Here is a 14375-nt window from a genome sequence, read left to right as displayed (position 1 = left end):
CACAAGCGTGCAGCCGAAACCAAAGGCTGTGCCGCCGCCTAGTCCGAGCATGTCCGAGATCATACAACTTCGCGCAGAGGTACCGTCCGATTTGGGCGGACAACGCCTCGACCAAGTCGCCGCCCAATTATTCGCTGAGCACTCGCGCTCGCGCCTTTCCGCCTGGATAAAAGAGGGCCGCCTGACCGTGGACGGGGGCGTTCTGCGCCCGCGCGATACCGTGCATGGCGGTGCCCTGCTCGAGCTCAATGCCGAACAGGAAGCCCAAGGTGAATGGGTGGCCCAGGACATCGATCTGGACATCGTCTACGAAGACGACCAGATCCTTGTCATCAACAAGCCGGCCGGCCTGGTGGTCCATCCGGCCGCCGGCCACGCCGACGGCACGCTGCTCAACGCACTGCTGCACCACGTGCCGGACATCATCAACGTGCCGCGTGCCGGCATCGTCCACCGCCTGGACAAGGACACCACCGGTCTGATGGTGGTGGCCAAGACCATTCAGGCGCAGACGCAGCTGGTGACCCAACTGCAGAGCCGCTCGGTCAGCCGCATCTATGAATGCATCGTGATCGGCGTGGTTACCGCAGGCGGCAAGATCAACGCGCCGATCGGTCGGCACGGCCAGCAGCGCCAGCGCATGGCGGTGATGGAGGGCGGCAAGCAAGCCGTCAGCCATTATCGCGTGCTCGAGCGTTTCCGCTCCCACACCCATGTGCGGGTCAAGCTGGAAACCGGTCGGACCCACCAGATCCGCGTGCACATGTCGCACATCAACTTCCCGTTGGTGGGCGATCCGGCCTACGGCGGGCGCTTCCGCATTCCGCCTGCGGCCAGCGCCACCATGGTCGACGCGCTGAAAACCTTCCCGCGCCAGGCCCTGCACGCGCGCTTCCTCGAGTTGGATCATCCGACGACCGGTGAGCGCATGGGCTGGGAATCGCCCTTGCCCGACGACTTCGTCTGGCTGCTGTCGCTGCTCAAGCAGGATCGCGAGGCCTTCATCGGGTGACCACGTTCGCGCAGGGCCTGCTGTTTCCCGACTGGCCGGCTCCGGCGTCGGTGAGGGCCTGCGTGACCACCCGTGAAGGCGGCGTCAGCCCGGCCCCGTATGCCAGTTTGAACCTGGGCGCGCATGTGGGCGACGATCCACAGTGCGTGGTGCAGAACCGCCTGCGTCTGACCGCCCACTTCGGCATCCTGCCGGCCTGGCTGAACCAGGTGCATGGGATCCGTGTGGTCGAGGCCGACCCGAGCCGCGTACTCGAGGCGGATGCGAGCTGGACCACCACCCCCGGCATTGCCTGCACCGCCATGACTGCCGATTGCCTGCCTGCGTTGTTCTGCAATCGGGCAGGTACCCGCGTGGCAGCGGCCCACGCCGGGTGGCGCGGGTTGGCGGCCGGGGTGCTGGAAGCCACTGTCGATGGTTTCCAGGAACCGCCCGGGCAACTGATGGCCTGGCTGGGGGCAGCCATCGGTCCGCGTCGGTTCGAGGTCGGCGCCGAGGTGCGTGAGGCGTTCATGGTCACCCACCCGCAAGCGGGTGAGGCATTCGTGCCAGGTGCTGCGCCTGGCAAGTTCCTGGCTGATATCTATGCCTTGGCGCGGATTCGCCTCGCTGCGGTGGGGGTGACGGCGGTGTATGGCGGGGGGATGTGTACCGTGGAAGATGAGCGGTTCTTTTCCTATCGCCGCGCGTCGGTCACGGGGCGATTCGCTTCACTGGTGTGGCTGGAACCCTAGCTTCGCAGCCGATGGCCCCTTCGCGGGCAGAGCCCGGCTCCCACACTGGGCTCGCTGAGAGGCCATCAATCTGCATTTGTGGGAGCGGGGCTCTGCCCGCGAAGAGGCCGGCACTGACACAACCTATCTAGATCTGCAACCCCCAACCTTGAATCTTCACCAACACCCCCCATCTAACTGTCATCCCCGGCAGGTTTTCTTTATCAGGTGTGTCCATCGCTCCGGCCTGCCCCTTTTCAGGAAGGTGACTCATGCGTATAGACCGTTTGACCAGCAAGCTTCAACTCGCGTTATCCGACGCACAATCCCTGGCCGTTGGCATGGACCATCCGGCCATCGAACCGGCGCATCTGATGCAGGCGCAGCTCGACCAGCAGGGCGGTTCGATCCGTCCGTTGCTCATGCAGGTGGGCTTCGACATCAACAGCCTGCGCAAGGCGCTGAGCAAAGAGCTCGACCAGTTGCCGAAAATCCAGAACCCGACCGGCGACGTCAACATGTCCCAGGACCTGGCGCGCCTGCTCAACCAGGCCGACCGGCTGGCGCAGCAGAAGGGCGATCAGTTCATCTCCAGCGAACTGGTGCTGCTGGCGGCCATGGACGACAACAGCAAACTGGGCAAGCTGCTGTTGGGCCAGGGCGTCAGCAAGAAGGCGCTGGAAAATGCCATCAGCAACCTGCGCGGTGGCGAGGCGGTCAACGACCCCAACGCCGAGGAGTCGCGCAAGGCCCTGGAAAAATACACCGTCGACCTGACCAAGCGCGCCGAGGAAGGCAAGCTCGACCCGGTGATCGGCCGTGACGACGAAATCCGTCGGACCATCCAGGTGCTGCAGCGCCGCACCAAGAACAACCCGGTACTGATCGGTGAGCCCGGTGTGGGCAAGACTGCCATTGCCGAAGGCCTGGCCCAGCGCATCATCAATGGTGAAGTCCCCGATGGCTTGCGCGGCAAACGCCTGCTCAGCCTGGACATGGGCGCGCTGATCGCCGGCGCCAAGTTTCGCGGCGAGTTCGAGGAGCGCCTGAAGTCGCTGCTCAATGAGCTGTCCAAGCAGGAAGGGCAGATCATTCTGTTCATCGACGAACTGCACACCATGGTCGGCGCCGGCAAAGGCGAAGGCTCGATGGATGCGGGCAATATGCTCAAGCCGGCACTGGCCCGTGGCGAGCTGCACTGCGTAGGTGCCACCACGCTCAACGAGTACCGCCAGTACATCGAGAAGGATGCCGCCCTGGAGCGGCGCTTCCAGAAGGTGCTGGTCGAGGAGCCGAGCGAGGAAGACACCATCGCCATCCTGCGTGGCCTCAAGGAGCGCTACGAGGTTCACCACAAGGTGGCCATCACTGACGGCGCGATCATCGCGGCAGCCAAACTCAGCCACCGCTATATCACTGACCGCCAGTTGCCCGACAAGGCCATCGACCTGATCGACGAGGCGGCCAGCCGCATCCGCATGGAGATCGACTCCAAGCCCGAAGTGCTCGACCGCCTGGAGCGCCGTCTGATCCAGCTCAAGGTCGAGTCCCAGGCCTTGAAGAAAGAGGATGACGAGGCCGCGATCAAGCGTCTGGAAAAACTGACCGAGGAAATCAACCGACTGGAGCGCGAATACGCCGACCTGGAAGAAATCTGGACCTCGGAAAAAGCCGAGGTGCAGGGTTCGGCGCAGATTCAGCAGAAGATCGAACAATCGCGTCAAGAACTGGAAGCAGCGCGTCGGCGCGGCGACTTGAGCCGTATGGCCGAGTTGCAGTACGGGATCATCCCCGATCTGGAACGCAGCCTGCAGATGGTCGACCAGCACGGCAAAAGCGAGAACCAGTTGCTGCGCAGCAAGGTGACCGAGGAAGAAATCGCCGAGGTGGTTTCCAAGTGGACGGGGATTCCCGTGTCGAAGATGCTCGAAGGCGAGCGCGACAAGCTGCTGAAGATGGAAAGCCTGCTGCACCAACGCGTGATCGGCCAGGAAGAGGCCGTGGTGGCGGTGTCCAACGCAGTGCGGCGCTCGCGTGCCGGATTGTCCGATCCCAACCGGCCCAGCGGCTCGTTCATGTTCCTCGGCCCGACCGGTGTGGGCAAGACCGAACTGTGCAAGGCGCTGGCCGAGTTTCTCTTCGATACCGAAGAAGCAATGGTGCGCATCGACATGTCCGAGTTCATGGAGAAGCATTCGGTCGCTCGCCTTATCGGTGCGCCACCCGGCTACGTTGGCTATGAAGAGGGCGGCTACCTGACCGAAGCGGTGCGTCGCAAACCGTACTCGGTGTTGCTGCTCGATGAAGTCGAAAAGGCTCACCCGGACGTGTTCAACGTGCTGTTGCAAGTGCTGGAAGATGGCCGTCTGACCGACAGCCACGGGCGTACCGTGGACTTCCGCAACACCGTGATCGTCATGACCTCGAACCTGGGGTCGGCGCGTATCCAGGAGCTGGTCGGCGACCGCGAGGCGCAGCGCGCGGCGGTCATGGATGCGGTCACCAGCCATTTCCGTCCCGAGTTCGTCAATCGGATCGACGAGGTGGTGATCTTCGAGCCGCTGGCGCGCGACCAGATCGCCGGGATCACGCAGATCCAGCTGGCCCGCTTGCGGAGCCGTCTGGCCGAGCGCCATCTGAGCCTGGAGCTGAGCGACGAGGCGCTGGATAAGCTGATCGCGGTGGGCTACGACCCGGTGTATGGCGCGCGTCCGTTGAAGCGTGCGATCCAGCGCTGGATCGAGAACCCGCTGGCACAGCTGATTCTCTCGGGCAAATTCCTGCCAGGGACATCGGTGCAGGCGTCGGTGGTCGATGACGAGATTGTGTTTGCTTGAGTGATGAGTGGCAGTGAGGGCCTCTTCGCGGGCAGAGCCCGCTCCCGCTCCTGCGGGCGCTCAAGTCATTGTGGGAGCAGGCTCTGCCCGCGAAGAGGCCCTCACTAACCCACCCCATTGATTTGCCGTTGCATTTTCGTTTCAAGGCTTGTAAAGTGCGCCCCGCTGTACGTCATCCCGCAGAGCCACTGGCTTCACCGGTTCTGAAAAAAAGTTGCAAATCAGTGTCTTGAAAGCAATTTAAAGGGTTGACAGAGGTTTTGAAAATTGTAGAATAGCGCGCCTCAGAGACATGAACGCAGCGATGCGAACGGGTCGAAGAGTTCAAGGCGGTAGTGATACAGGCTTGAAGCTGCAGCGGTTGTAGATGTACTGAAATTGATAGTTCCGTGATAGCTCAGTCGGTAGAGCAAATGACTGTTAATCATTGGGTCCCAGGTTCGAGTCCTGGTCACGGAGCCAAATTTCATATCGGGGTATAGCGCAGTCCGGTAGCGCGCCTGCTTTGGGAGCAGGATGTCAGGAGTTCGAATCCCCTTACCCCGACCATATTTGGGTCGTTAGCTCAGTTGGTAGAGCAGTTGGCTTTTAACCAATTGGTCGTAGGTTCGAATCCCACACGACCCACCATTTTTGATTCCGGTTCGCTGGATCGAATCTTAAAAAGCCCCACCGTTTAACAGCAGTGGGCAGCAGAAAAGGCGCCTTCCGGGGTGCCTTTTTTGTACCGGGGTATAGCGCAGTCCGGTAGCGCGCCTGCTTTGGGAGCAGGATGTCAGGAGTTCGAATCCCCTTACCCCGACCATATTCATGAAAAAAGGCGCCTGTCATGGGCGCCTTTTTTTTGCCTTCCATTCCGCCCCTGTAGCAGCGGCGCAAGCCGCGTCCGCCAGCACCCGTTGTATCAGACACACCACGTAGCCGGTAACGCGGCGTACCCCTGTAGCAGCGGCGCAAGCCGCGTCCGGCCACACCGCGGAGTGTCAAACACACCGCATCGCCAATGACGCGGCTCGCGCCGCTGCTACAGGGATTGCAGGCAACGATGGATCAATGCAGCTTCAATCGCGGCTCGGTGCCGCGGCCAATGCGGCTGCCCAGCATCAGCATGCCGGTGCGGAACAGGCCATACAGCGCCGCCTGGTGCATCCGGTACAGCGACACGTAGAACATGCGCGCCAGCCAACCTTCCAGCATGACGCTGCCGGTCAGGTTGCCCATCAGGTTGCCCACCGCCGAAAAGTGCGAGAGGGAAATCAGCGAGCCGTAATCCTTGTAGGTGTACTCCGGCAGCGCCTTGCCTTCGATGCGCAGCTTCAGCGACTTGGCCAGCAACGAGGCCTGCTGATGGGCCGCCTGCGCGCGCGGTGGCACGTTGCGGTCGGTGCCCGGCTGCGGGCACGCCGCACAGTCACCGAAGGCAAAGATGTCATCGTCACGGGTAGACTGCAGGGTAGGGCGTACCACCAACTGATTGATGCGGTTGGTTTCCAGGCCATCGATCTCCTTGAGGAAGCCAGGCGCACGAATACCGGCTGCCCACACCTTCAAACTGGCCGGAATCACCTGGCCGCTGCTGGTCAGCAGGCTTTCTGCAGTCACCTCGCTCACCGCGGCATTGGTCAAGACCGTCACACCGAGCTTCTCCAAGGTCTGGTGCACCGGCTGACCGATGCGCTCGGGCAGCGCCGGCAGCACCCGTGGGCCGGCTTCGATCAAGGTGATGCGCATGTTCTCCGGCGCGATGCGGCCCAAGCCGTAAGCCGCCAGTTCTTTTGCCGCGTTGTGCAACTCGGCTGCCAGCTCGACACCGGTAGCACCGGCGCCAACGATGGCGACGCTGATCTGCGCGCGACTCTCGTCGTGCCCGGCATGGGCGCGCAGGTAGTGATTGAGCAGTTGCTGGTGGAAGCGCTCGGCCTGCTTGCGGGTATCGAGAAACAGGCAGTGCTCCGCCGCCCCCTTGGTGCCGAAGTCGTTGGTGGTGCTGCCTACCGCAATCACCAGCGTGTCATAGCCGATGCTGCGCGCCGGTACCAGCTCCAGGCCGGTTTCCGGATCGAGGGTGGCGCTCAATTGGATCTGTTTGGCCGCGCGGTCCAGGCCGCTCATGCGGCCAAGCTGAAACTCGAAATGATTCCACTTGGCCTGAGCCACATAGTTGAGCTCGTCTTCAGACGAATTCAGGGAGCCGGCGGCCACTTCATGCAGCAGTGGCTTCCAGATATGGGTCAGGTTGGCGTCCACCAGCGTGACGCTGGCCGTACCGCGCTTGCCCAGGGTCTTGCCCAGGCTGGTGGCCAGTTCCAGGCCGCCGGCGCCGCCGCCGACAATAACGATGCGTTGTGTCATGGAAAGCTCTCATAAGGTTAACGAATTCGGGTGTCTGCGGGGGGTGGGCGAGCGCAAGGCAGCTCAGAGCTCCACACCTTCGAACAGATGGATCGACAAGCCCTGCTACGGCTGTCCCCAGGGCAAGGAGCAGGTGCTCGACTTGCAACCGAGGCGCGCACGAGTGACCGCCGATCAATGGGCGAGTGTCACGTGGCAGGGCAGGCGACCCTGAACAGGTAGACGTTTCAGACGCTGGCAAGGCTACAGGGTTCCTGACGGGCGGTGCGGGCGAGAGCGCTTTGTATCATCCGCACGGCCCCTGCGCCATGACTGGTAAAAGGGTGTGTTCACAAACTGATGCCCACATCGAAAACGATGCTGCGGCCCAGGTTGTTGCGCAGGAAATCCGGCGCATCCGGATGAGCGAACAAGACCCGGGCAAAGGTGGGTCCGACCAGCGACAGCGAGCGCCAGCCTTGGCGAAGAAACTCGGTAGGCGGCGGAAAATGGCTGTTCAAGTCCAGGGTTTCGCGCTTGAGGCTAGCGAAGGCAATGATGTCCAGCTCACCGAGGTCCAGCCCGCGTTCGCGGTAGTTGTGGGCTTTCTTGCGCAAGGTCGGTGCCAGCCGCTGCAGCAGCTCGGGCGCGCGGATGCGTTTGGGGCGTGCCTCGCGCCGGACCAGTTGGCTGAGGGAGAAAGCGCTGCGGCGGCGCTGCAACTCCTCGCGCCATTCATCGTTGAGCCTGCGCCCTTCGTCGAGCACGAAGAACACTTCGAAACTGGCTTCACGGAACAGCACGTCCGGCGGCTCCTGGCCGGCGGGGGTGAATTCATCGTCACGGTAGGCGATGTTCAGGCCCTGCAACAGGCGCTCGCACACCCAACGCTCGCGCTCCCACTTGCGCGCATTGGAGAGGAAGGCATTGGCCTGTTCGGCCTGGCTGGTGAGCAAACGCAGGTAGTCGGAGTCATCCATGGCCCTAGCTTAGCCCGCCTGTGCGACGAAAAGAATAACAGCCGACGCTTCAAAATCTCTCGGCGATGGGTAAGGATGGGATTTTCCCAGGAGCTGCACCATGCCCAGCATCAAGATCACCTCCGGCGGCTACGAATTCTTGGCCGAAACCCATCCCGATGCGCCGCAGACGGTGGATGCGTTTCTCAAGCTGCTGCCGTATCGGCAGAAGATCATCCATGTGCGCTGGAGTGGCGAGGCGTGCTGGGTGCCGCTGGGTGAATTCCAGTTGCTGCGCGGTGACGAGCGGGTCGGGTTCGAGAACCACACCAGCCACCCGTCGGTGGGGGACGTGTTGTTTTATCCCGGGCCGTACAGCGAGACGGAGATCCTGCTGGCTTACGGCTCCTGCTGCTTCGCCAGCAAGATGGGGCAGTTGGCCGGCAATCATTTCCTTACTGTGGTGCAGGGCAAGGAAAACCTCCGCGCCTTGGGTGTGAAGACCTTGTGGGAAGGTGCGCAAGAGGTGTTGTTCGAATTGGCGTGACCGCACCTGCTCGGTGCTCCCCGACGCGGCTAACCCCGCCCCTGTAGCAGCGGCGCAAGCCGCGTCGGCGTTAAACGCGGTTTCCAAGACCGTACCAAACAAGCACCCACGACCCATGTTCGACAGGCCGCCTCAATGCCCCCGCGGTGGCAGGTCCTCGCTGAACAGGTCGTCCTCGGCATCCGGGCTCACCGGAATCTTGTGCTCCTCGGACGCCCAGGCCCCCAGGTCAATCAATTTGCAACGATCGGAACAGAACGGCCTGTTCGCATTCGCTGCCTTCCATTCCACCGGCGCCCCGCAAGTCGGGCAATCAACGATCAAGGGTTGGCTCATTCTCGGCCTCCACGCAAAGTCAGATAAAAAGCATGCAGCCGCTCGACTTCCGAGTGCAGCCAGGCCAGATCGCGGTCATTGACCAGCACATCGTCCGCCAGCGCTAGCCGCTGCTCGCGGCTCGCCTGGGCTTTCAGAATCGCCTGGACCTGCTCGGGCGTGGTGTGATCGCGCAGTAAAGTCCGCGCAACCCGCACCGCCTCCGGCGCATCCACCACCAGCAAGCGCTGGGTAGTCCGATACTGCCCCGACTCGACCATCAGCGGCGACACGAACACCGCATAGGGCGACGTCGCCGAAGCCAGCGACTGGGCGATTTCCTCGGCGATCAACGGATGCAGCAAAGCCTCGACCCAGCGCCGCTCCTGCGCATCCTCGAAGATCACCTTGCGCAACGCCCCACGGTCGAGGCTGCCGTCGGCCTGCAACAGCGCCGCACCATAGCGCTGCACCAGCGCCGCCAGCGCTGGCCGCCCTGGCTCCACCACCCAGCGCGAAGCCTGATCGGCGTCCACCACGTGCACGCCCAACTCGGCAAAGCGTTGCGCTGCCGCGCTCTTGCCGCTGGCGATGCCGCCGGTGAGGCCCAGCACCCAAGGTTTATCCACAGCTGTTGTCATCGGAACCCGGCAAACTGCATGTATGAAGTGGTTATTTGATCACCCCACAGCAATGCAATCCACCCCGCGATGGCCAGATAAGGCCCGAACGGGATCGGCGTACTGGTTTGCGCGTTGCGCATCCGCAGCATCAACACCCCCAGCACCGCTCCCACCAGCGACGACAACAGAATGGTCAGCGGCAATATCTGCCAGCCACCCCAAGCCCCGAGCATGGCCAGCAACTTGAAATCGCCGTAGCCCATGCCTTCCTTGCCGGTGATCAACTTGAACACCCAATACACCAGCCACAGGCTCAGATAACCCGCCACCGCGCCCCACAGCGCGTCGTAGAGATTGGTAAACAACCCCTGGCCATTGACGATCAACCCCAGCCACAGCAACGGCAGCACCAGCACATCCGGCAGCAATTGGTGATCGGCATCGATCAGACTCATCGCCAGCAAGCCCCAGGTCAGCAGCAAAAACGCACCGGCCTGCCAGCTCAAGCCGAAGTGATACACCACAAAGGCACTCAAGATGCCCGTGGCCAGTTCCACCAGCGGATAACGCAGGCTGATCTTCGCCCGACAACTGGCACACTTGCCCCGCAGCATCAGGTAGCTCACCACCGGAATGTTCTCCCAGGCGCGGATCTTGTGGGCACAGTGCGGGCATTCGGAGTGGGGCAGCAGCAGGTTGTACGCCGCGCCTTTGGGCTCCGGCGGCAGACCGAGCATTTCCCGGGACTGCGTGGTCCAGTCACGGTCGAGCATGATGGGCAGGCGGTGGATGAGGACGTTGAGGAAGCTGCCGATGATGAGGCCCAGGAGGAGGGCGCAGAACATCAGGGCCAGCGGGCTGGCCAGGAATTCAAGTAGGAGCATGTTAGACGACGGAGCCGAGTTGGAAGATGGGGAGGTACATCGCAATAACCAGGCCACCGACCACCACGCCCAGTACCGCCATGATCATCGGCTCCATGAGGCTGGTGAGGCTGTCGACCATGTTGTCGACTTCGGCTTCGTAGATGGTTGCTACGCGGTCGAGCATGTCGTCCAGAGCGCCGGATTCTTCGCCGATGGCGGTCATTTGGATGGCAAGGGTAGGGAACACACCGGTTGAGCGCATGGAAAAGTTGAGCTGCATACCGGTGGAAACGTCGGCCTTGATTCGGTTTACGGCGTTTTTGAAGACGACGTTGCCGGTAGCGCCAGCTACGGAATCAAGCGCTTCGACCAACGGCACGCCAGCGGCGAAAGTGGTGGAGAGCGTGCGCGCATAACGGGCTATCGCCGATTTGTAGATCAACTTGCCTACCACCGGAATTTTCAACAGAAGGCGGTCGATTGCGTCTCGAAACTTTTGACTTCTCTTGTGCGCATTCTTGAATAAAAAAATCGCGGCAAAGATACCTGCCAGGAAAATAAGCCACCAGTTTTGCAATGCCTCAGAAAGCCCGATAACCATTTGGGTGAACGCTGGCAGCTCGGCTCCAAAGCCCGCAAAAACAGATTGAAACTGAGGAACAACCTTTATCAAAAGAATGGACGATACAACAGCAGCCACTAACAGGACCGCAATGGGGTACGTCATTGCTTTTTTTATCTTTGCTTTCAATAGCTCCGTCTTTTCTTTGTATGTGGCAACCCTTTCAAGCAACGCTTCCAGTGCACCTGCCTGTTCACCGGCATCTACAAGATTGCAATACAACTCGTCAAAGTACTCAGGCTTTTTGCGTAGCGATATGGCGAAACTATTGCCTGCTGCTACGTCCTGTTTTATACCGTTGACCAGCTTTGTCATGCGGACGTTTTCTGAACCCTCGCTTATGATATCGAAGGATTGCAGAAGCGGAACTCCGGCTTTCATCATAGTAGACATTTGGCGTGTAAACAGTGCGATGTCAATGGGCTTGATTTTTTTGCCGCCTCCAAAAATAGAATCGGTTTTCTTTCTTATCTTGGTCGACGCTACTCCCTGCTTTCGAAGCAAGGCCTTTACCGTGGCGATATTATGCCCTTTGATTTCGCCTGCGACTTTGGTACCCTTTCGGTCAACACCCTCCCAAGAGAAGTTATGGATTTTGTCAGGTTTGATAGCCATTTTACTAGTCCTTGGTTATACGATTTATTTCTGCGAGACTTGTAACGCCTTGCATAACCTTGGACAGTCCAGAGGTGCGTAAATCGTTGAATCCCTCTTTCCTCATTTGCGTAGCGATCTCTATAGCGTTACCAGCTTCCATGATGATCTGTTGCAAGGCTTTGGTGTTTTTCACCACCTCGTAGATACCCTGTCTGCCTCTATAGCCACCGTTGCACTGATCACATCCGACAGGCTCGTAAACTTTGAAGCCACCGATGGTTTCAATGGGGAAACCTTCTGAGATCAATGCCTCGCGCGGAATGTCAGCCTCGCGTTTGCAGTGCGGGCAAAGCTTTCTAGCCAAACGCTGAGCGATGATAAGGCTCACCGAGGTGGCAATATTAAAGCTGGCAATTCCCATGTTTTGAAGCCTGGTAAGCGTCTCGGCCGCGCTGTTGGTGTGCAAGGTAGAGAGAACCAAATGTCCAGTCTGTGCAGCCTTGATCGCAATTTCTGCGGTCTCGAGATCACGGATCTCGCCGACCATGATCACGTCGGGATCTTGGCGCAAAAACGAACGCAACGCTTGCGCGAAGTCCATACCCTGCTTGGGGTTAACATTGACTTGATTGATCCCTTCCATGTTAATTTCCACAGGGTCCTCGGCGGTGGAAATGTTTATATCGATCGTGTTAAGGATGTTAATACCTGTGTATAACGAAACCGTCTTGCCCGAACCCGTAGGGCCGGTAACCAGAATCATGCCCTGAGGCTGACTCAGCGCTTCGAGATACAGCGCCTTTTGATCGGGTTCATACCCAAGGGCATCGATGCCCATCTGTGCGCTGGACGGGTCCAGTATACGCATCACTATCTTTTCCCCCCAGAGTGTGGGGAGCGTATTAACGCGAAAATCAATCGATTTAGACTTCGAGATGCGCATCTTGATACGACCATCTTGAGGTTTTCTGCGCTCTGAAATATCTAAGCTCGCCATCACTTTCAGGCGTGCAGCTATGCGGCCTGATAGATTGATAGGCGGTTTGGCAATTTCTCGCAGGATGCCATCGGTTCTGAATCTGACCCGATAGGTCTTCTCGTACGGCTCGAAATGCAAGTCGGATGATCCGCTTCGTATGGCGTCGAGTAGCATTTTGTTTACGAAGCGAACGACAGGTGCATCATCTGAATCTTGGGCAATAGGCTCGTCCTTGTCGTCATGGCCACTTTGGATGTCCAATCCTTCCAAGTCGACATCGCTGAGCTCTTCAAGTCCAGTTGAGCCATTGTCAAAAAACTTTTCGATGGCTTCAGTAAGTTTGTCATCTTCTACCAGTATGGCCTCTGTGGTTAAGCCCGTACTGAATTGGATGTCCGTCGTTGCGAGATGATTGGTGGGGTCGGACAGCCCGATAAAAAGCTTATTGCCTCTGCGCCATAAAGGCAGCGCATGGTGTTGCCTAATAAGTTTTTCGCTAACGAGATTTTTTGGAAATCCATCGCGGTCAACTGCGTGCAGGTCAAGCAGGGACACACCGAACTGATCAGCGGCAATTTCTGCAACCTCTCGACTCTTTGCCAAGCGATTCTGCACCAGGTAATTCACGAACGGTATTTTTTGACGCTGCGCTTGGGTAAGCGCCAGCAACGCTTCCTTGTCAGTAAGCAATTCGGCAACGACGAGCTGCTTGGCCAAGCCGGTTAGGGCGATATCGTTCATTTGAATGCGTGCTCCTTTAGTGCGTCTTTTATAGCGCAGTCAGAGCGGGGTGCCAATCAAGATAAATGCACCTGACAAAAAATGTCACTTTGTTGCTTTTTTTACTCCCGCTTTGATTAGGTATGGATGGATTTGCGCGGGTATGAGTGACTTAAAAAATGGCATGGGTTTTGCTTTGTAGACTTTAGGTCCCCCGACCTTCATTTTATTGGAGAGTAGGTATATGAAAGCGCAAAAGGGTTTTACGCTGATTGAGCTTATGATCGTTGTAGCGATCATCGGCATTCTTGCAGCGATCGCCATTCCACAGTATTCCAAGTATCAAGCGCGCGCCAAAGCGTCTGCTGGTCTTGCTGAGGCTTCAGGGCTCAAAATCAACTTTGAGGATTTGCTGAACTCCGGTACTACTGTAACCGCCGCTGCGCTCAATGCTACGACTACATCTAACTGTGCTTGGACAATCACCGACGGACAAACAGGTTCAATCCTGTGCACCCTGCAGAATGCGCCGACCGCTATCTCGGGTGGGACCATCACGCTGACTCGAGGCACTGGTGGTTGGGCTTGTTCTACCGCTAGCCTTGGCGATTACAAACCCAAAGGCTGTTCCTGAGATAATAGGCGATCCACGTAGGCACTACTACGTGGATCTTCTTAGCGTTAATGGTGGCGTGTTATGAAATCTTCAAGAGCTTTCACGCTTATTGAGTTGATGATAGTGGTCGCTATTTTAGGGATCATATCGGCCATCGCCATCCCCTTGTTCCTTAAGTACTCGGCAAGGGCCAAGCTCACGGCCGGGTTTTCTGAAATGAGCATGCTAAAGCGAGACGTCCAGATGGCTTTGGACCAAGGGGTTGATGTGAATTCGACAGCCGACATTTCGGCTCCGAGCACTACCGCAAATTGCAGCAGTATCACGGCTACAGGTTTTGCATCTTCTGGGCTGGCCACTATCACGTGCACCGTCGCTAATGGACCGGCATCAATCAACGGAAAAACTATGACATGGTCTCGAACCAATGCCGGCGGGTGGGCCTGCACCAGTTCGGTTAGCGCTATTGATTCTATTGTCGAATGCCCTGGAGTTTGACTCGTTTTAAGGTCAGTAGCCATATGTTTTTCCTCTATAACTAAGCCGGTGTAGCTCAGTCGGTAGAGCAGCGCACTCGTAACGCGAAGGTCGTAGGTTCGATTCCTATCTCCGGCACCATCCGATCCCAGCCCAGCCAC

General features: G+C 58.9%; 13 protein-coding genes and 5 tRNA genes. 10 read left to right on the top strand and 8 right to left on the bottom strand.

Going from position 1 to position 14375, the window contains the following annotated elements; all coding sequences use genetic code 11:
* Window positions 1-49 precede the first annotated feature (49 nt).
* The 7 genes from rluD to IFU31_RS07665 all read left to right on the top strand — a co-directional run bounded on the left by rluD (window position 50) and on the right by IFU31_RS07665 (window position 5367).
* Window positions 50-1012: a 23S rRNA pseudouridine(1911/1915/1917) synthase RluD gene (gene rluD / locus IFU31_RS07695; protein ID WP_122475306.1), complete on the top strand. Its 963-nt coding sequence runs from the start codon at window positions 50-52 to the stop codon at window positions 1010-1012.
* Window positions 1009-1746, top strand: coding sequence for a peptidoglycan editing factor PgeF (gene pgeF, locus IFU31_RS07690; protein WP_192102646.1), 738 nt, complete (start codon window positions 1009-1011; stop codon window positions 1744-1746). Before rluD ends, pgeF begins: the two co-directional genes overlap by 4 nt.
* Window positions 1747-1997: 251 nt before the next feature.
* Window positions 1998-4562, top strand: a complete 2565-nt coding sequence (gene clpB / locus IFU31_RS07685) for an ATP-dependent chaperone ClpB (RefSeq protein ID WP_192102645.1) — start codon at window positions 1998-2000, stop codon at window positions 4560-4562.
* 386 nt (window positions 4563-4948) lie between these two features.
* Window positions 4949-5024 (top strand) — tRNA-Asn (locus IFU31_RS07680).
* Window positions 5025-5034: 10 nt separating this feature from the next.
* A tRNA-Pro gene (locus IFU31_RS07675) sits at window positions 5035-5111 on the top strand.
* A gap of 5 nt (window positions 5112-5116) precedes the next feature.
* A tRNA-Lys gene (locus IFU31_RS07670) sits at window positions 5117-5192 on the top strand.
* Between the two features lie 98 nt (window positions 5193-5290).
* A tRNA-Pro gene (locus IFU31_RS07665) sits at window positions 5291-5367 on the top strand.
* Window positions 5368-5612: 245 nt separating this feature from the next.
* On the opposite strand, the gene IFU31_RS07660 is transcribed toward IFU31_RS07665, so the two are convergent.
* Both IFU31_RS07660 and IFU31_RS07655 read right to left on the bottom strand, forming a co-directional pair.
* Window positions 5613-6914 (bottom strand): NAD(P)/FAD-dependent oxidoreductase, encoded by a 1302-nt coding sequence (locus IFU31_RS07660; protein WP_192102644.1) that lies wholly within the window; start codon window positions 6912-6914, stop codon window positions 5613-5615.
* Window positions 6915-7243: 329 nt separating this feature from the next.
* Window positions 7244-7873, bottom strand: a complete 630-nt coding sequence (locus IFU31_RS07655; RefSeq protein WP_122475299.1) for a DUF1780 domain-containing protein — start codon at window positions 7871-7873, stop codon at window positions 7244-7246.
* Between the two features lie 100 nt (window positions 7874-7973).
* Between IFU31_RS07655 and IFU31_RS07650 the strand changes: the two genes are divergently transcribed.
* Window positions 7974-8399 carry a DUF3830 family protein gene (locus tag IFU31_RS07650; RefSeq protein WP_192102643.1) on the top strand — a complete coding sequence of 142 codons (426 nt, stop codon included), beginning with the start codon at window positions 7974-7976 and terminating at the stop codon, window positions 8397-8399.
* Between the two features lie 132 nt (window positions 8400-8531).
* Here IFU31_RS07650 and yacG read toward each other — a convergent pair whose 3' ends face one another.
* Genes yacG through pilB form a run of 5 tightly spaced genes read right to left on the bottom strand, consistent with a single transcriptional unit; the run spans window position 8532 to window position 13142 of the window.
* Window positions 8532-8735, bottom strand: a complete 204-nt coding sequence (yacG, locus tag IFU31_RS07645) for a DNA gyrase inhibitor YacG (protein ID WP_192102642.1) — start codon at window positions 8733-8735, stop codon at window positions 8532-8534.
* Window positions 8732-9355: a dephospho-CoA kinase gene (coaE, locus tag IFU31_RS07640; protein ID WP_192102641.1), complete on the bottom strand. Its 624-nt coding sequence runs from the start codon at window positions 9353-9355 to the stop codon at window positions 8732-8734. Before coaE ends, yacG begins: the two co-directional genes overlap by 4 nt.
* Entirely contained in the window at window positions 9352-10221 is an 870-nt protein-coding gene (locus tag IFU31_RS07635) for a prepilin peptidase (protein ID WP_192102640.1), read from the bottom strand. The genes coaE and IFU31_RS07635 overlap by 4 nt, the downstream gene beginning before the upstream one ends.
* Before the next feature lies 1 nt (window position 10222).
* Window positions 10223-11440, bottom strand: coding sequence for a type II secretion system F family protein (locus IFU31_RS07630; RefSeq protein WP_192054745.1), 1218 nt, complete (start codon window positions 11438-11440; stop codon window positions 10223-10225).
* A gap of 4 nt (window positions 11441-11444) precedes the next feature.
* Complete coding sequence (gene pilB, locus IFU31_RS07625) at window positions 11445-13142, bottom strand: type IV-A pilus assembly ATPase PilB (RefSeq protein ID WP_192054743.1); 1698 nt, start codon at window positions 13140-13142, stop codon at window positions 11445-11447.
* 223 nt (window positions 13143-13365) lie between these two features.
* Here pilB and IFU31_RS07620 point away from each other — a divergent pair, with 223 nt between their 5' ends.
* The gene (locus IFU31_RS07620; RefSeq protein WP_192054742.1) at window positions 13366-13755 is read left to right on the top strand and encodes a pilin; all 390 of its coding nucleotides are present in this window, start codon (window positions 13366-13368) and stop codon (window positions 13753-13755) included.
* A 47-nt stretch (window positions 13756-13802) separates the two neighbouring features.
* Here IFU31_RS07620 and IFU31_RS21855 read toward each other — a convergent pair whose 3' ends face one another.
* On the bottom strand, window positions 13803-14258 hold the full coding sequence (locus tag IFU31_RS21855) for a hypothetical protein (RefSeq protein ID WP_446731022.1): 456 nt from the start codon (window positions 14256-14258) through the stop codon (window positions 13803-13805).
* A gap of 21 nt (window positions 14259-14279) precedes the next feature.
* Here IFU31_RS21855 and IFU31_RS07610 point away from each other — a divergent pair.
* Window positions 14280-14355 (top strand) — tRNA-Thr (locus IFU31_RS07610).
* Window positions 14356-14375: the final 20 nt, after the last annotated feature.

The sequence above is a fragment of the Pseudomonas sp. CFBP 13602 genome, assembly GCF_014842725.1.
Taxonomy (GTDB): Bacteria; Pseudomonadota; Gammaproteobacteria; order Pseudomonadales; family Pseudomonadaceae; genus Aquipseudomonas; species Aquipseudomonas baltica.
Note: the sequence above shows the minus strand (reverse complement) of the source record. Positions and strands in the feature narration are given on the sequence as shown.